The 17766-nt window shown below is 63.3% G+C and carries 14 protein-coding genes and 1 pseudogene; 8 read left to right on the top strand and 7 right to left on the bottom strand.

Annotated elements, in window-relative coordinates:
• Nucleotides 1-83 precede the first annotated feature (83 nt).
• Together IC234_RS16695 and IC234_RS16690 are read left to right on the top strand one after the other, a co-directional pair.
• Complete coding sequence (locus IC234_RS16695) at nt 84-926, top strand: hypothetical protein (RefSeq protein ID WP_190926781.1); 843 nt, start codon at nt 84-86, stop codon at nt 924-926.
• Nucleotides 927-1045: 119 nt separating this feature from the next.
• A complete protein-coding gene (locus IC234_RS16690) occupies nt 1046-2359 on the top strand; it encodes an AAA family ATPase (protein ID WP_190926778.1) in 1314 nt (437 codons plus the stop codon).
• A 73-nt stretch (nt 2360-2432) separates the two neighbouring features.
• On the opposite strand, the gene IC234_RS16685 is transcribed toward IC234_RS16690, so the two are convergent.
• Nucleotides 2433-2870, bottom strand: a complete 438-nt coding sequence (locus IC234_RS16685; protein WP_190926776.1) for a carboxypeptidase-like regulatory domain-containing protein — start codon at nt 2868-2870, stop codon at nt 2433-2435.
• Between the two features lie 285 nt (nt 2871-3155).
• Here IC234_RS16685 and IC234_RS16680 point away from each other — a divergent pair, with 285 nt between their 5' ends.
• Complete coding sequence (locus tag IC234_RS16680) at nt 3156-4196, top strand: 5-methylcytosine restriction system specificity protein McrC (protein ID WP_190926773.1); 1041 nt, start codon at nt 3156-3158, stop codon at nt 4194-4196.
• Nucleotides 4197-4328: 132 nt separating this feature from the next.
• On the opposite strand, the gene IC234_RS16675 is transcribed toward IC234_RS16680, so the two are convergent.
• Entirely contained in the window at nt 4329-4613 is a 285-nt protein-coding gene (locus IC234_RS16675; RefSeq protein WP_190926771.1) for a hypothetical protein, read from the bottom strand.
• A gap of 134 nt (nt 4614-4747) precedes the next feature.
• Here IC234_RS16675 and IC234_RS16670 point away from each other — a divergent pair, with 134 nt between their 5' ends.
• From IC234_RS16670 to IC234_RS22270, 3 genes and pseudogenes are all read left to right on the top strand, one after another.
• On the top strand, nt 4748-5356 hold the full coding sequence (locus IC234_RS16670; protein ID WP_190926769.1) for an RNA polymerase sigma factor: 609 nt from the start codon (nt 4748-4750) through the stop codon (nt 5354-5356).
• Between the two features lie 79 nt (nt 5357-5435).
• Nucleotides 5436-6611, top strand: coding sequence for a S1 family peptidase (locus IC234_RS16665; protein WP_190926767.1), 1176 nt, complete (start codon nt 5436-5438; stop codon nt 6609-6611).
• A gap of 354 nt (nt 6612-6965) precedes the next feature.
• Nucleotides 6966-7220 (top strand): annotated as a pseudogene (locus IC234_RS22270) (YkvA family protein); the annotation flags it as partial.
• 511 nt (nt 7221-7731) lie between these two features.
• On the opposite strand, the gene IC234_RS16655 reads toward IC234_RS22270, so the two are convergent.
• From IC234_RS16655 to IC234_RS16635, 5 genes are all read right to left on the bottom strand, one after another.
• Nucleotides 7732-7998 carry an acyl carrier protein gene (locus IC234_RS16655; RefSeq protein WP_190926765.1) on the bottom strand — a complete coding sequence of 89 codons (267 nt, stop codon included), beginning with the start codon at nt 7996-7998 and terminating at the stop codon, nt 7732-7734.
• Between the two features lie 128 nt (nt 7999-8126).
• On the bottom strand, nt 8127-11615 hold the full coding sequence (locus tag IC234_RS16650; protein ID WP_190926762.1) for an efflux RND transporter permease subunit: 3489 nt from the start codon (nt 11613-11615) through the stop codon (nt 8127-8129).
• Nucleotides 11616-11671: 56 nt separating this feature from the next.
• Nucleotides 11672-12814, bottom strand: a complete 1143-nt coding sequence (locus IC234_RS16645) for an efflux RND transporter periplasmic adaptor subunit (RefSeq protein ID WP_190926760.1) — start codon at nt 12812-12814, stop codon at nt 11672-11674.
• Nucleotides 12815-12868: 54 nt separating this feature from the next.
• Nucleotides 12869-14542, bottom strand: a complete 1674-nt coding sequence (locus tag IC234_RS16640; protein ID WP_190926758.1) for a TolC family protein — start codon at nt 14540-14542, stop codon at nt 12869-12871.
• A gap of 52 nt (nt 14543-14594) precedes the next feature.
• Nucleotides 14595-15209, bottom strand: a complete 615-nt coding sequence (locus IC234_RS16635) for a TetR/AcrR family transcriptional regulator (protein ID WP_190926756.1) — start codon at nt 15207-15209, stop codon at nt 14595-14597.
• A gap of 332 nt (nt 15210-15541) precedes the next feature.
• Between IC234_RS16635 and ispF the strand changes: the two genes are divergently transcribed.
• Both ispF and IC234_RS16625 read left to right on the top strand, forming a co-directional pair.
• Entirely contained in the window at nt 15542-16021 is a 480-nt protein-coding gene (ispF, locus tag IC234_RS16630; protein WP_190926754.1) for a 2-C-methyl-D-erythritol 2,4-cyclodiphosphate synthase, read from the top strand.
• A 75-nt stretch (nt 16022-16096) separates the two neighbouring features.
• Complete coding sequence (locus IC234_RS16625; RefSeq protein WP_190926752.1) at nt 16097-17761, top strand: M28 family peptidase; 1665 nt, start codon at nt 16097-16099, stop codon at nt 17759-17761.
• The last annotated feature ends 5 nt before the right edge of the window (nt 17762-17766 follow it).

The following is a 17766-nucleotide window of genomic DNA, read 5'->3' as shown; positions in this document are numbered from 1 at the left end:
CGCTTGTTCCCTGCCAAAGGGCGTCGCGCATCCCTTTCCAATCAACAATTACTACCAACTCTTTTGCTTACTTTTTTTACAACATGAAAACTCCATTCTGGCTGCTGAGCAGCACCCTCACCCTGGCCGTCCTCGCCAGCTGCGAAACGAGCAAGCCGGCAACCGACGTGAGCGCCTCGGCTGGCAGCAACACCGCAGCCACTGGCGCGCGCACCAGCGGCGAAAGCATGGAGTCGAACGGCATCCGCCTGACGCCCTTCGGCGACTCGCCCAAGTTCCCCGAAGCACAAATGCAACTGCGCGCCCCCATCGCCAACTCGACGGTGCCCAGCGGCGAAGTGCCGTTCAACTATCAGATTACCAACTTCCAGCTCACCAAAATGAGCGGCGGCCCGCACATGGCCGAGATGGCCAACTCGATGAAGGGCCAACACATCCACAACATCGTGGACAACGAGCCCTACACCGCCCACTACGAGACCAGCTTCAGCAAAGCCATTCCCGACGGCCAGCACGTGGTGCTCTCGTTCCTGTCGCGCTCCTACCACGAAAGCCTCAAGCACCGCGGCGCCTACGACCTGCGCGTCATCAACGTGGGCAACGGCGCGGCGCCCGCCACGCCCATCATCAACGTGAACGGCCCCAACCTGTTCTACAGCCGCCCGAAAGACACCTATTCCGGCGCCGATGCCAAGCGCATCATGCTGGACTTCTACCTCGTGAACACCACCCTGGAGCCCGGCGGCAACCGCGTGCGCGCCACCATCAACGGCACCGAGTTCATGCTCGATAAGTGGATGCCCTACATGATGGAAGGCCTGCCCGCCGGCGAAAACACCGTGAAGCTGGAGCTGGTCGACAGCAGCGGCACCCTCATCCCCGGCCCCTACAACTCCGTGACGCGCAAGTTCACGGTGGCCCCTTAGGGCGCCCCGCGGCGTTGTCGCCGTTATTTCTTCGTTATGCTTTTCAAAAAGTCTCTTGGCTCGCCCAAGGGACTTTTTTGATTCCGGCCGTTTGTTGTTCCGGTTCTACCTTGCCCGCCATGCCCGCCGTCCCTCCCGATTCTGCTGCCGCCGCTGCGCCCTTGCTCACCCGCGAGCAGGTGCTGCGCGCCCTGCGCCAGGTGGCCCGCGAGGGCCGGCCGCTGCCGCCCGGCACCGTGTACGAGCTGGTGTACCGGGGCCGCCGCTACCCGCCGCGTGCCGTGGCCGAATTGGCCTACCGCCTGGCCACCGGCAACCCCGCCGCCCACTGGCCCCGCGCCGCCGGTGCCCCCACCAATGCCCTGCTCGAAAGCCTCGATTTCACCATCAGCACCAAGCGGCCGGTGCTTACCTCCGGCTCCGGGCCCGACGGCGAGGAAACCGCTCGTCAGCAGGCCGAGGATTTGTACACCGGCTTGCCCAAGGAAGACCCGGAGGCTCCCGTCACTGGCCGGCCGGCCTCGGCCACTCAGGCAGCAGAGCCAACGGCGCCTTACGCCCCGCCGGCTTACTCGCGTGCCGAGGCGTTGGCCGAGCTATTCATTGACGAACCTTCGCTGGACGCGGCGCTGGCCGGGCTCACCCGCCGGCGCAACCTGCTGCTGCAAGGGCCGCCGGGCACCGGCAAAACCTTTCTGGCGCGGCGGCTGGCCTGGCTGCTGCTGGGCGCCCAAGACGAGCGCCGCGTGGAGCTGGTGCAGTTCCACCCCAGCTATGGCTACGAAGATTTTATGCTGGGCTTCCGCCCCGATGCCGAGGGCCGCTTTCACCTCGTGCCCGGCGTGCTGCCGCTGCTGTGCCAGCGCGCTGCGGCCGACCCCGCACGGCCGTACTTCTTGCTGATTGACGAAGTGAACCGCGGCAATGTGCCCCGCATTTTCGGCGAGCTGCTGCTGTTGCTCGAAGCCGATAAGCGCGGCCCGGCCCACGCCCTGCGCCTGCCCTACGCGCCGCCCGAGATGCCGCGCTTCTTCGTGCCCGACAACCTGTACGTCATCGGCACGCTCAACCTGGCCGACCGCTCGCTGGCCCCGCTGGACTATGCGTTGCGCCGCCGTTTTGCCTTCGTGCAGCTCCAGCCGCAGTTTGGGGAGCGGTTGCGGGTCCACCTCGCGGCCCAGGGCGTGCCCGCCCCGCTCATCGAGCGCCTGTGCAGGCGCATGACGGCCCTCAACCAGACCATTGCCGACGACCCCGAGCTGGGCCCCGACTTTGAGATTGGCCACAGCTACTTCTGCCAGCCGCCCAAAAACGAACCAGCCGAAGCGTGGCTCCGGCTGGTTCTGGAACAGGAAATAGGCCCCCTGCTGGCCGACTACTGGCGCGAGCAACCCGCCATAGCCGCGGCCCAGCTGCGCAAGCTGCTGGCCTAGACGCGCCCTGCGGCGGCAGGCCGTTGGTCACATAGCTGGTGTTTTACTCAATAAGTTTCTGTTGCACTGCACGCTAGCGCAGGTGGTTTTTGGCGGGGACGGCGGTTGCAGGCCGGGCTTTGCACACGCCAATGGTAGCCCCGTTGAAGGCCGGGCTCAGCGTCACGGCGGCATCGGCATACCCGGCGTAGGTGACGGTGGCCTGCATGGGCCCGGCGTGAGCCGGCACGTTGAAGGTGAATTCGCCGGCAGCGTTGGTCACGGTCATCTGGCTGGTGCTGGTGAGCACCACCACGGCCCCGGGCAGGGCGCGGGCGCCGTCCATAATTTTGCCAATCAACGTCACCGTGGCAGCCGGCGCAGCAGCAGTTGCCGCAGAAGCCGCAGTTCGGGACTTAACGGGCGCCGGGGCCAGCTTGCTGCTATCGGGGGCCAACTCCCGCGCCTGCACGGCCGGGGCCGACAACGTGAGGAGGAAGAAAGCGGTGAGGAACGAGAGCAACAGGCGCATGGGAACGGGGCGTTTATTTGAACAATACAAAGGTACCGTGGCACCGAGGCCAGCCTTTTTAGCTTCGTTCAATCCGGGCATTCGGGCGACAAACACCTTGGTTTACCCAGCCGCCGGGCCTCAATATCCCACCAGCATTGCGGCACTGCTCAGCTTACACAGACTAGGCTGTTTTAGGTAAACAGGCTGCTCCAGGCGGGCGGGCGCGTCAGGCGCGGTATTGGACCATCTTTGTGCGGTGCTTCTCGTAAGCCGCCCATTCCGCTTGTTGCGCTGCTCCCGTCTGTGATACCGCTGCCCACCCTCTATTACTTCCTGTGCTATGCCTGGAACCGGCTGCCCGAGCCGGCCGTGCTGCAGGCCACCGAGGCGGCGGCGTTTCAGCGGCCCTGGGGGCTCCTGGCCCAGGTGTTGCTGCACGGCACCCGCCGCCTGCTCAAGCAAGGCCTTCCCCCCACCTTCGAAACCCACCACGCCGAGCTGACCAGCCTGCGCGGCCGCATCGAGCTGGCGCCCAGCCTGGGCCGGGGGCTGCTGGCCCGGGGCCGCGCCCTCTGCACCTTCGACGAGCTGGAGGCTTCGTCGCCGCTGCTGCGGCTGCTGGCGCAAACACTGGCCCAACTGGCCACCGCCTCGGACCTGCCGCCGGCCCTGCGCCGCGAGCTAAGCCACCTCCGGCGGCGCTTGCCGGCCCTGCCCACCACCCCGCCCGAACCCGCGCCCACCGCGGCCACTTTCCGCGAGCTGCGCCGGCAGCGCCCCGATGGCCAGCAGGCGTTTCTGCTGCACGTGTGCGAGCTGGTGTGGCTCACGGCCCTGCCCCAGCCCAGCGCCGGCGGCCGCAGCCGCTTCGCCGATTTCCGGCGCGACGAGGCGTTGATGGCGCGCGTGTTTGAGCAATTCACGCGCAACTTCTTCCGGCGCGAGCAGCGTCGCTACCGCGTCTTCGCCGAAACCATTGCCTGGCAAGCCGAAGCCGCCCAGCCCGACGACCTGGCCCTGCTGCCCACCATGCTCACGGATACCACGCTCGACGCACCCGACCGCAAAATCATCCTCGACACCAAGTACTACGCCGCGGCCCTGCGCCCACGCTACGACCGGCAGCGCCTCATTGCGCCGCACCTGTACCAGCTCTACGCCTACCTGCAAAACCAGCAGCCGGCCCCCGGCCAAACGCTGGAAGGCATCCTGCTGTATCCGGCCGCTGCCCAGGCCGTGGACGTGCGCTACACCTTGGGCGGACACCCCGTGCGGGTGGTCACCCTCAACCTGCACCAGCCCTGGCCCGGCATTGCCGCCGATTTGCTGCGGCTGGTTGAGTAAACGGCCGCCGGCTGGTTGGTTGCCGGCAGGGCCAAATGGGCATCAGCCAGGCACAAAAAAACGGCCCGAACTTGCGTCCGGGCCGTTTTATGAACAGGGAAGATTGGGGGCTGGCCGTAGGCCAGCGGCCAATTACTTCTTCTCTTCGGTGGTCGTGGTGGTGGTGGTAGCGCCGGCGGCGGGAGCAGCAGCAGCGTCGGTGCCAGCAGCGGGAGCAGCAGCGTCCGTGGTGGCGGGAGCCGTAGCGTCAGCAGCGGGAGCCATGGCGGTGGTGTCGGTGGTGGTAGTGGTGGTCGTGGTCTCGCTGCCAGCAGCAGGAGTCTCAACGGTGGTCGACTCGGTCGACTTCGACTCGCAAGAGGTCAGACCAGCGGTGAGGGCGAGGCCCAGAGCAGCAACTTTAAACAGGTTGTTCATTTTAGGGTAATTTTGAAAGTGGGTTAACTTAAAAACGCCCTTTATCCCGCCTTACTGAAAAGGTAACCCGGGCCAGAAAAATATTTTTTCGTCGGGTTACTTGCTGCCCGCAGCCGTATTAACAACCAAAGTGAATGAGCAGGGGCAATCCAACTTCCTCTTCTTTGACTCCTACTGACGACGCGCTCATTGCCGCCATTCGCACCGGCGATGAGCGGGCGCTGGCCCACCTCTACCGGCTGCACTGGCCCATGGTGTCGCACTTCGTGCTGCAAAACAGCGGCTCCGAAGACGATGCCCAGGACGTGTACCAGGAAGGCGTGATGGTGTTTTATGAAAAAGTACGCGACGGCTCTTTGGAGCTCAGCTGCCAGATTAAAACCTACCTCTACGCCGTGTGCCGCCGCCTGTGGCTGAAACGCCTCACGAGCAAAAGCCGCTTCGGCGTGCGCCTGCTCGACGACGAGGAGCACGGCCCCTACCTCAACACGGGGGCCGAGGAAGATGTGCTGGCCGCCGAGGAACAGGACCGCCGCTTCAATACCATGAGCGAGGCCCTGAACCACCTGGGGGAGCCCTGTCGTTCGCTTTTGGAAGGCTTTTACCTGCTCGACAAGTCGATGCAGGACCTGACGGCAGAATTCGGCTACACCAACGCCGACAATGCTAAAAACCAGAAATATAAGTGCCTCGTGCGCCTCAAGAAATTATTCTTTGCCCATTATAAAGAAGAGCCGATTTAATTATCACTAGCTGCGCGCAAACGACGTGCAGAACATTCAATTTGCTTACCGCTGCCGCTCCCACCGGCAGGCTTACCCCATGATGACTGAAGCAGACTATTACGCCTTATTTGAAGCCTACGCCGACGGCGAGCTGGCCGGGCCCGCCCGCGCCAGCCTCGAAGCGCGCATGGCGGCCGACCCGGACTTTGCCCTCCGCTACGCCGACTTCACCGAGCTGACCGGCACGCTGCGGGCCTACCGCCAGCGCCAGCAAGCGCGCGAGCAGCTGCGCGGCATTCACGCCGCCATGCTGGCCGCTGAAACGCCCGAGGCCGCCCCGGCCGCCGAGCAACCCGCCAAGCTGACGCACACTGTGAACCCGATGCTGCGCATTTCGCGCACCGAGCGCCGCCTGCGCGAGTTCTGGAGCGGGCACCGCGCCACGGTGGGCGTGGCCGCCTCGGTGGCCGTGATGGCCGTGTTTGCCACGCTGCTGGGCTTGGACATCTGGCGCAACTCGCACCTGCCCACGCCGAGCGGCTACCAAGCACTGCGCCGCGAAGTCGAGCGCATCAAGAAGAGCCAGAAGGACCTGAAACTGACGCTGAACACGCAATTGGGCAAAGAAACTGCACCCGTCGTGGCCAGCAAGTTTAGCGGCACGGGCTTCGCCCTGACTTCGGAAGGCTATCTGGTGACCAGTTTCCACGTAATTCAAGGCGCTGATTCTGTACTCATTGAAGGCCGCAACCACCAGCGCTACCGCGCCGAGCCGGTGTATTCGGACGTGAAGCACGACCTGGCCATTTTGCGCATCACCGACAAAAAATTCACGGGCTTTGGCCGGCTGCCTTACGCGGTGAAGTCGGGCCAGGCCGACCTCGGCGAACGGGTGTTCACGCTGGGCTACCCGCGCGAAGACGTGGTGTACGGCGAAGGCTCGCTGAGTGCCCGCTCGGGTTTCGAGGGCGACACGGCCTTCTACCAGGTGAGCATCCCGGTGAACCCCGGCAACTCGGGCGGCCCGCTACTAGACGAGCGCGGCAACCTGATTGGCGTGGTGAGCGGCCGCCAGAACGACGCCCAGAGCGCCGCCTTTGCCACCAAGTCGTCGTACCTGGTGCGGCTGGTCGATTCGCTGGCCGCTACGGCCAAGGCCGACGCCCCCTACCACCTGCCCCGCTACGGCCAGCTGGCCGGCTCAGGCCGCCCGCAGCAGTTGAAAAAGCTGCAGGACTACGTGTTTGTGGTGAAGGTGTACGAGAAGGACTAATACCGCCCGCCAACCCAGCCTGACCACAACTTACAACGGCCCTGTTTCTTACGAGAAGCAGGGCCGCCTTCTTGTTGCAAACATGGATTTAGTTATTTATATTTATTGATATAAATCTGAGACCTTTGGCAGCCTGGCTCCACGGCTGGGCTTGTTTTCGATAACCTTGAGTGGGCAAATGCAGTATTCAGGCCAGGATAAACGGCGTTTGTCCATTCTCCTTTGTCTTTCTTAACTCCGCACTCCGTGGCTCAAAATCAACAAACCCCGCCTACCGGTAATGACGTGGCCGGCTCGGCCGTTTTCAAGAAATTTCTCAGCACCGCCGAGGGCTACATCAAACAGCCCACGCGCATGAAAAAGCTGCTAACGGACGCGTACCAGAAAGCCAGCCAAAAGAACGAAGTAGGCACGTTGGCCCACGAAGCCTGGGAAACGCTCCAAACCATGTTCCGGCTCATCAAAGCGTCGATTTCGGGTGAATACACGGGCGTGCCCGGCACCACGGTGGCGGCGGCCGTGGCCGTGCTCATTTATTTCCTGAGCCCAATTGACCTGATTCCGGACTTCATTCCGGTGCTGGGCCTGCTCGACGACGTGGCCCTGGTGGCCTGGTTCTCGACCACGCTTAAGCACGAGATGGACAAGTTTCACGAATGGGAGCTTACGCGGCCGGCGCTGGCTGCCGCCTCGGGCGCCAGCAGCGACAAAACCGCTGCTGAAGAAAAAGCCAATGCCATGGGCTCGCCCTATGCCGCCAGCGCCACGGACCGCGCCCAGCCCGCCGCCGAATCGGCCAAGCAGCACGGCACGCACTCCGAGCAATCCCCCGCTTCGCCCCGCCGCGAGTCCAACACCGATTCCGGCCTGGGCTCGCCCGAGAGCAGCAGCCCGCGCCCCGTGCACGAGGCCGGCGACGACGCCCAGCCCACCGGCCCCACCAGCGGCGCCACGGTGCGCACCTGGGAAGGCAGCCGCAACGCCACCGATGCCGGCGCCCTCGACAGCGGCGGCAACGTGCGTTAGACCCACAAGCCTATAAAAAAAACGCCCCGGAACCATGGTTCCGGGGCCTTTTTAGTTCATAGCAACTATAGCAAGAATATCTGGCGGACCACCACTACGCGGCGGCGGCGTGCTCGCGCACGTAGCGCACGAAGTCGCCCACGGTGAAGAGGGGCACCTCGTCGGGGATGGTGATGCTGAAGTTGCGCTCCAGTTCCAGGATGATGTCGACGACGTCGACGGTGTCGAAGCGCAGGTCGCGGGCGAGGCTCGCGGTTTTGCGCACGCGGCTGGCCCGAATGGCTTTGCGCTTGCTGATGATGCGGAATACCTGCTGCTCGATGGTGGCGGTATGGGCGGGGCTAGTGGTGGATACGTACATAATAGTTGCGAAAAAAACGGTGAGGCGGGGGCGACTAGCGCGGCGGCGCGAGGTGCCCGTCGGGGTGGGATGGAGTGGTTAGTGCTGCAACAAAAACCGACCGACGGGCACCGACAACGCAGAAATGGTTAGGCTAGTACAGGCGGCGCGGCCGCCTGTACTTCTTCAGAGTCCACCTCTTCGGAATTGGTTGCAAGCTGGTCGGGGTTTTTTCCGGAAATTTTTCCTTTGAGCGTTTCGCTCAGCAGGTACATCACCGGCACCACCAGCAGCGTGATGCCCGTGGCGAACACCAGACCGAAAATGATGGTCCAGGCCAGCGGGCCCCAGAACGTCACCGATTCGCCGCCGATGAAGAAGTGCGGGTTGCCGGAGGCGAACAGCTCGTAGAAATCGATGTTCAGGCCGATGGCCAGCGGAATGAGGCCCAGTGTGGCGGCCGTGGCCGTCAGAATGACGGGGTTGAGGCGGGTGCGGCCGGCCAACACGATGGCCTCGCGCAGCGGCATGCCCTGCGAACGCAGGATGTCGGTGAATTCGACCAGCAGAATGCCGTTTTTCACCACGATGCCGGCCAGGGCGATGATGCCCACGCCCGTCATCACGATGCTGACGTTCATGCCGGTGATGGCCAGGCCCCAGAACACGCCCGCAATCGAGAACAGCACTTCGGAGAGGATGATGACCGGCTTGCTGAACGAGTTGAACTGCGTGACGAGGATGAGGAAGATGAGCGCCAGGGCGCCCAGGCCGGCCAGCGGCAGGAAGTCGGTGGTTTCCTTCTGGTCTTCTTCGGCGCCGCCCATTTTCACGTTGTAGCCGGCAGGCACGGGGAAGGACTTGAGGGCCTGCTTCACCTGGGCGGCCACGTCGGGGCCGGTGAAGCCGTTGAGCACGTTCGAGCTGATGGTGATGATGCGCTTGGTGTCTTTGCGCTTGATGCCGCCGTAAGTGCTGCCGTAGCTCACGTCGGCAATGGCCGAGATGGGCACTTGGCGCACCTGGCCGGTGGCGTCGCGGAACGTAAGCGGGGCGTTCACCACGGCGTCCACGTCGTTGCGGTAGGGCTTGGCGTAGCGCACCTGGATGGGGTACTCGTCGTCAGCGGTTTTGAATTTGCTGGCTTCCGAGCCGTAGATAGCGGTGCGGACTTCCAGGCCAATCTGGCCGGTGCTGATGCCCTCGCGGTTGGCGCGGGTGCGGTCGATGTTGACGGCGATTTCGGGGTTGCGGTCTTCTAGGTTGGAGCGCAGGTCTTCGATGCCGCCGATGCGCAGCGAGTCCACGTAGCGCTCCACTTTTTTGGAGAGCTTGGCCAGGGCCGGGTAGTCGTCGCCGCTCACCTCGATGGCGATGGGCTTCTGCTGGGGCGGGCCGCTGGCTTCCTGGTCCACCGATACTTCGGCGCCGGGAATGCCTTTCACCACCTCGCGGATTTTGTCCATGTAGGTGCTGGTGGCGGGGCCTTTGCGGTCGCTCAGCTCCTTGAAGGCCACGCCCACCTTGCCCATGTGCGACTGCGACACGCCCGAAGCCGTGGCTTCGCTGGGGTCGCCGGCGCCGATGGCCACGTTGGTAATCACCGATTCCACGTCGGGGTTCTGGCGGCCGATGACGCCGTAGATGCGGTTTTCCAGTATCTGCGTCACCGAGTCCGTCACCTCCACGCGGGTGCCCACGGGCATGCGCAGGTAGGTGTAGATGAACTTGGGGTCGCCTTTGGGAAAGAAGTCCACCTTGGGGCCGCGGATGCCCACGGCCACAAACGAGCCGATGAACAGCACCAGTACGCCCACCATCACGAGGGCCGGGTGGCTAATGGCCCAACGCACCAGGTCGGCGTAGCCGTTCTGGAAGCGCGGCAAGGCGCGGGTCTGGAACCAGGCAATCATCTTCACCAGCACGAAGCGGTCGAGGGCGATGAAGGCGGCCAGGGCCAGACACAGGTTGCCGAGGAAATGGCCCAGCAGGCCGGTGGCTTCCCCGTCGGGACCAACCTCGGGCGTTTTGCCCATGGCCGTGAGGTTGAACAGAATGCCCAGGCCCACCAGCACGGCCATGGTGATGAGGAAGCCCCGAGTGGCTTTGGGCTTGCTGTGCAGGTCTTCTTCGAAATGCTCTTCGCGGCTCATAAAGCTCACGGCGAACACCGGGTTCATGATGAAGGCCACCACCAGCGACGACATGAGCGTGATAATCAGCGTGACGGGCAGGTAGTACATGAACGAGCCCACGATGCCGGGCCAGAACATGAGCGGCACAAACGGCGCCACCGTCGTCAGCGTGCCGGCCAATACGGGCACGAATACTTCGCCCGCGGCGAATTTGGCCGCTTTCTTGGTGCTCAGGTCGGGGTGCTCGTGCAGCAGGCGGTGGGTGTTTTCGATGACCACAATGGCGTCGTCCACCACAATGCCCAGCGCCAGCAGGAAGGCGAAGAGCACAATCATGTTCAGCGAGAAATCGAAGCCCGGGATGATGAGGAAGGCCAGGAACATCGAAATCGGCACGGACAAGCCCACGAACATGGCGTTGGTGGTGCCCATGAAGAACATCAGGATGAACGTCACCAGCAAAAAACCGATGATGATGGTGTTAATCAGGTCGTGCAGGGTCACGCGGGTGTCGTTCGAGGTGTCGCCGGTGATGGTAATTTTCAGCTCCTTGGGCAGGGTCTTCTCGGTTTCCTTCACCAGGGCCTTGATTTTGTCGGAGGCGTCGATGAGGTTTTCGCCCTGGCGCTTCACCACGTTCAGGGTGATGGCGGGCTTGCCGTCGAGGCGGGCGTAGCTTTCGCGGTCCTTGAAGCCGTCTACCACGGTGGCGATGTCGCCGAGGCGCACGGCCGCGCCGTTGAGGTTCTTCACCTGAATATCGGCAATGTCGGAGGCGCGCACGTACTGGCCGGCCACGCGCACGGCCCGCTTCTGCTGGCCCACGTCGATGGAGCCGCCCGACACGGTGAGGTTTTCGCCGCCGATGGCGCGGGTAATGTCCGAGAAGCCCAGGCGCGAGGCGCGCAGCTTGTTCAGGTCTACGTCCACGTTCACCTGCTGGTCGAGGGCGCCGATGATGTCGACGCGGGTGATTTCGGGCAGGGCCTCAATCTTGTCCTGGAAGTCGTCGGCGTATTTTTTGAGCTGGGCGGCGGGCAGGTTGCCGCTCAGGTTGACGTACATAATGGGCTGCTCCGAGATGTTAATCTCCTTCACCGTGGGGGCCGTGGGCAGGTCGTTGGGCAGCTCGGTGGCCGCCTTGTCTACGGCGTCCTTGATAAGCTGCTTGGCGTACTGCACGTCGACGCCGGAGTTGAACTCCACGTCTACGATGCAATAGTCCTGGTTCGAGGTGGAGTTGATTTTCTTCACCCCGTTCACGCTCTTAATTTCCTTTTCGAGCTGGCGCGTCACCAGGTTCTCGATGTCGGCCGGCGAGGTGCCGGGGTACACCGTGGCCACGATGATGCGCGGAATCACGATGTCGGGGAATTTCTCTTTGCCCAGCTTGATGTAGGCAAAAATCCCCGCCACGCACAGCAGCACCGTGATGATGTAGATGCTGGTTTTGTTGTTGATGGACCAACTGGTCGGCCCAAACTCTTTTTCTAAATCTTGCATAGCTTTTCTAGGGTGCTAGGTAAAAGCGGGAGGAAAAGCCGCCGGGAAAGGCAGCGTTAGGCTTTGGCGACACTCACCGCCTGGCCCTCGTTCAAATTCTGGTAGCCGGCCGAAATCACCTGGTCGCCGTTTTGCAGGCCGCTGGTCACTTCAATCTTGCCGTTGTAGGCGTTGCCCGTCTGGATGATGCGCTTCTTGGCCACGGCCTTGCCGCCCTCCTGGCCCACCACGTACACGTAGCTGTTCTGCTCGTCTTTCTGCACCAGGTCCACCGGGATGACGGTGGCGTTCTGGCGGTCGTAGTTCTGGATGCGCACCGTGGCCACCATGTTGGGGCGCAGGTCGGCGGCTTTGGCGCCCTTCAGGCGCAGCTCTACCGTGAAGGTGCGGCTGGTGGCGTTGATGCCGCGGCTCACCACGCGCACCGTGGCGGGAATTTCTTCGCCGCCCAGGTCCGGAATGGTCACCACGGCGTTGTCGCCGGCCTTGATGCTGTTGCCGTAGGCTTCCGACACGTCGGCCAGGATTTTACCGCCCGAGCCGCTGGTGAGGCGCACCACTGGGGCGCCGGGGGCCGTCACTTCGCCCAGCTTGGGCAGCACCTCGTCCACGGCGCCCGAGAACGGCGCCACCACGCTGTACAGGGAGCGTTGCTGGTTAAGGGTGGCCAGGTTGCGCTGCAGGGCCTCATAGTTGTTTTTGGCTTGCAGGTATTGTATTTCGGTGCCAATCTGCTGCTTCCACAGGCCGGCTTGCTTCTCGTACACCGTCTTGGCCAGGTCCATGCGGGTGCGCAGCTCGGCAATGCTGGCGTCGAGCACCGAGGCATCTACCGTGGCCAGCACCTGGCCTTTGCGCACCTGGTCGCCGCGCTGCACGCGGATGCTAGTGAGCGTGCCGGCGGCGCGGGCGCCCACGGTGGCATTCTGGTCAAAATCGACGCGGCCCTGCACTTCGAGGAAGCTCTTGAAACTCTCGGGCTGCACGCTCAGCACCGACACGGGCGTGATGTTGGCGGCCGCGGCGTCGGCGCCGGCACCGGTTTTGGCTTCCAGCTCGGCAATTTTAGCTTGGTTGGCGGCCTGCTCCTTTTTCAGCTTGGCCAGTTCGGCCTTGGGGTCTTTGGAGCCGCCGCAGGAGGCCAGCAGCAGCGAGCCGGCCAGGAAAAGAACAGCGGGTTGGGTTGAGTTGAAACGCATGGGGAAACGGGTATTTCGGGGGTAATGAATGGGGGTAGTGGGCCGGGCCCAGCGTTATTTTTTCACTTGGTTGTACAGCTCGCCGGTGGCCTTGTCGCGGTCTACTTTGGCCACCAATACATCGTACACGGCGCCGTAGTAATTCGTTTGGGCCGAGCGCAGGTCGGTTTCGGCCGTAATCACCTCCAGGTTGGAACCCACGCCGGCGTTAAACTTGATGCGCGTCACGCGGGCCACGTCGGTGGCCAGGTCGAGGTTGGCCTTTTGGTTGTCGAGCACATCCAACGCATTTACCAGCGTGGTGCGGCTCTGGGCATCCTGCAAGTCAATGCTCTGCTTCAGCGTTTCAAACCCTTTTTCAATGGTTTGCTGCTGGATGCGGCTCTGTTGCACGAGGTACTTGCGGCGGAAACCGTCGAACACCGGCACTTGCAAAGTCAGCCCCACGTTGCCGAAACCAAACCAGTTCTGGTTCGGAAAGCCGTTGCTGCTGCGCGAGTCGGGCCCGCGGAAGGCAAACAAATCGCCCATGGTTTTGGCCGAGCCGGTGAAACCGTAGGCCCCGGTCAGTAGCAGGCGCGGGTAGGCGCCGGCCTGGCGGTTGCGCAGGTCGAGGCCCGCAAGGGCTTGCTGGGTTTCCAAGGTCGAAAACTCGATGCGGTTGTTGTAGTTCAGGGCGCCCAGCGCGGCCGGGGCCAGGCCGCCCGCCAGGGCCGTTTGCTGGTCGAGGCGGCTTTGGGTGGCGGGGTCGGTGCCCGTCACGGGCGCAGGAGCCGCGGGCACGTTGCCTTCGCCGGCGCCGCCGGTGTTCAGGCTGGCCACGCCGAGGCGCTGGCGCAACGCGCCGGCATCCACCACGGCCGCGCCGAGCGAGTCGGTGAGCTGAATGTTCTGCTGCTGCGGCAGGCCCATCTGAAACTTCAGCAAGGCCACGCTCAGCTCGGTGAGGCGCTGCGCTTTCTGCTGCTCCACCACCAGGTTGTTGCGCTGCACCCGCAGGCGGTCCACGTCGAGCTTTTCGGCAAAACCCGCCTTAAAGGTTTGGGTAGTTTGGTAAAGCACCGTGTCGAGGCGCTGCACGTTGCGGGCCAGCAGGGCCAGGCGCGAGCGGGCCACCAGCGTGCTGTAGTAGGCTTTGCTCACCTGCTCCACCACGTCGATTTCGGCCTGCTGGGTTTGCTTCTTGGCCAATTCGGTATACACCTTGGCCGCCTTCAACCCAATCAAATACGAGCCGTCAAACAACAGCTGCGAAACCGAAGCGCTGGCGTTGCCGGCGTATTGCAGGCCGAAGGCAAAGGCTTGCGGCGGCACCGGCTCGGAGGGCAGCGTGATGGGCTTGATGTTCACCGTCTGGCCGGCCTGCGCAGCCGCGATGTCGGCGGCCGTGAGCGGCGTGGCCGACGAGCCGCCCCCCAGCGCGCCAAAATCCACCAGCGACTTTTGCAGCTTGAGGTTGTCGGTGGCGGTGGCGCCCACGTTCACCTGCGGCAGGCCGGCGCTCTTGATTTCGCCCACCCGCGCGGCGGCCGTGGCTTCGCCCAGGCGGGTGGCCAGCAGCGTGGGCTTGTTCTGGATGGCATAGCTCACGGCCTGCTGCAGGCTCAGGGGCATGGTGCCGGCCGTGGGGGCGGTCACCAGCGCGGTGTTGGGCTTGGTTTGGGCAAGCAGCCCTTGCGGCGCGGCCGCGCTCAGCGCCGCCAGCAGCAGGAGTCTGGGTTGAAACATCTTCATAACAGCAAAAAGGGAAACGGGGAATGCGGGGAAAGGGCGCCGGCGGCTATTCGTTTTCGGTCACCTGCCGGTAGGCGTTGATGAGTTTGTGGCCCTTGAGGGTGGCCACGCCCAGCAGGAAATGCTCGTCGAACACGCGGTTGACGCGCATCGGGCTGAATTGCGCCGGCGGGTACAGCGCGGGGTCGAAGGCCAGCTCAATCTGGGCCAGGTTGAGCCGGGCCAGCACGTCCACGTCGAGGTCGGGGCGGAACAGGCCCTCGGCCATGCCCCGGCGCAGGTTCCGGGTAATCTGTTCCAGGATAAACGTGTTTTTGTGCTGCCCAAACAGCTCCCAGGCCGTGGGGTGGTACTTCTTCAGGTCGTTGAAAATGCTGGGGTGCACGTTGCTGAACTGTTCGTCGGCCCACCGGGAGATGGTCAGCATCTCCTCGATGGCGTTGGCGGCGGGGCCGGCCACGGCGGTACACTCGCCCTGCACCTGGTTCAGGTGCCGGTTCATGGTCGCCATCACAATCTGGTCCTTGTTTTCGAACCACTTGTACAGGGTCTTTTTCGACATGGCCATGTCGGCGGCGATGTCGTCCATGCTCACGCTTTTGATGCCGTTACGCATGAAAAGCGCCTGCGCGTGATTGAGGATTCGGTCTTTGATTTCCATAACTACGCCGCAAAGGTACACCGGAAACTTTTATTGTGCCCAAAGTTTCCGACGGTTTTTTTTGCGGCTCAGCCACGGCCAGCAAGGCTTTTCGCTCGGGGATGGACGGATGAGCGGACGATTTATTTTGGCCATGAGCGAAAATTTTCGTGGAACCCTCACGCACTCGACTAAATACAGTAGCAATGCAAAGCTAATAAATTTAGCTTAATAGCATCGCATCATCCGATTATTTTTTTGTTAACCCGGGCCGTGGGCCGGCGTGGCGCGGGCAGCGGCCGGCCGGTACTTTTGCGCCGGCCCCGCTGGGCCCGCCACCTTTCCCCACCCTTATGAAAATTCGCACCGGCTTCGGCTACGACGTTCACCAACTGCAGGAGGGCCTGCCCTTCTGGCTCGGCGGCATTCAGGTGCCGCACACCCACGGCGCCCTGGGCCATTCCGATGCCGACGTGCTCATCCACGTCATCTGCGATGCACTGCTGGGCGCCGCCAACCTGCGCGACATCGGCTTTCACTTCCCCGACACCGACCCGCAGTACAAAGGCATCGACTCGAAGCGCCTGCTGAGCGAGGTAATGCGCCTGCTGCGCTCGAAAGGCTACGAGGTGGGCAACATCGACTCCACCATCTGCCTGGAGCGGCCCAAGGTGAACCCGCACATCGCCGAGATGCAGCGCGTGCTGGCGGCGGTGATGGGCATTGCCGAGGATGATATCTCCATCAAAGCAACCACCACCGAGAAACTGGGGTTTGTGGGTCGGCAGGAAGGCGTGGCGGCCTACGCCACCGTGCTCATCACGCGCAGCTAAGCCGCCCGGCCCGTCTGCGTGGAGACGCGGCTCTGCCCAAATCATTTAAACCTACTCCCACCATTTTCCTTTCTGATGACGAATAAAACGTTGCTGATTGCCCTGCTGGCCCTGGCCAGCGCCACTTCTGTGCAGGCGCAGAAGGTAAAAATCAAGACCAAGCCGGGCAAAAACGCCCCCACGGCCGCACCGGCTACGCAGCCCGTGGCCCCCGCCGCGGAAGACTGGAGCGTGAAATACGCCGACCTGGTGAACGCCGAGCGCCTGCGCGCCCACCTCTCGGTGCTGGCCTCGGACGAGTACGAAGGCCGCGAAACCGGCACCAAGGGCCAGCACATGGCCGCGGCCTACGTGGCCACCCAATTCAAAAATGCCGGCCTGACCGGCCCCGTGGCCGCCAGCAACGACCCGTACCAGCAGCACTTCAACGTGGAGCAGGTGACCTGGGCCGACGGCGCCACCCTGAAAGTGGGCAAAACCAGCTACAAGTGGCTGACGGACTTCTACGGCATGGGCGACTCGCCCTTTGCCACCGAAACCACGGTGAAGCCCGTGTTTGTGGGCTACGGCATCGAGCAGCCCGGCTACTCCGACTATGCCGGCGTGGACGTGGCGGGCAAGGACGTGCTCATTCTGCTGGGCGAGCCCACCGGCGACGGCGGCAAAGCCTTGCTGAGCGCCGACGGTGCTCCCACCAAGTGGGGCAACGACTACCGCGCCAAGGCCCAGCTGGCCGCCCAGAAAGGCGCCCGCACGGCGTTTTTTGTGAGCTTCAACCCCAATGACAACTTTGCCAAGCAGGCCGCTCGCCTGGCGCCCTACATCTCCCGCCCGTCGACGGTGATGCCTAGCACGGAGAAATCGAGCCGCGTGCCGTCGTTCTTCATTTCGCCGGCCGTGGGCCTGGCCGCCCTCGGCGCCAAGGATGCCGCCGTGCAAGCTTACCTGGCCAAAATCAATAGCACGAAGCAACCGGTAAAATCGGCCTTCAAGCTCGTGCCCATGCAGATTAAGGCCGAGCGCAAGCACACGCCCGTGGAAACGGAAAACGTGCTGGGTTTCATTGAGGGCACCGACAAGAAGGAAGACATCATCGTGATTTCGGCGCACCACGACCACCTGGGCATTCAGGACGGCAAGGTGTTCAACGGCGCCGACGACGACGGCTCGGGCACGTCGGGCATCGTGACCATTGCCGAGGCCTTCGCCAAGGCCAAGGCCGAAGGCCACGGCCCGCGCCGCAGCCTGCTGTTCCTGAGCGTGACGGGGGAAGAAAAAGGCCTGTTTGGCTCGGAATACTACTCGAAGCACCCCATTTTCCCGCTGGCCCAGACGGAGGCCGACCTGAACGTGGACATGATTGGGCGCACTGACGTGGAGCACGAAGGCAAGCCGGACTACGTGTACGTCATCGGCTCCGACAAGCTGGCCTCGGAGCTGAAGGTGATTCAGGAGGAGCAGAACAAGAAGTACACCCAGCTCGACCTGGACTACCGCTTCGACGACCCCGCCGACCCGAACCGCTTCTACTACCGTTCGGACCACTACAACTTTGCCGTGAACAAGGTCCCGGTGGCCTTCTTTTTCAACGGCGTGCACGCCGACTACCACAAGGAAACCGACGAAATCAGCAAGATTGAGTTTCCGAAGATGGAGAAGCGCGCCAAGCTGGTGTTCCACCTGGCTTGGGAGCTGGCCAACCGCGACGGCCGCATCGTCGTGGACTCGAACAAGCCGTAATTCGG

Origin of the sequence: Hymenobacter armeniacus (genome assembly GCF_014699055.1) — a bacterium.
Lineage (GTDB): Bacteria > Bacteroidota > Bacteroidia > Cytophagales > Hymenobacteraceae > Hymenobacter > Hymenobacter armeniacus.
The sequence above is the reverse complement of the archived record's forward strand: the minus strand, read 5'-3'. Positions and strand labels throughout refer to the sequence as shown.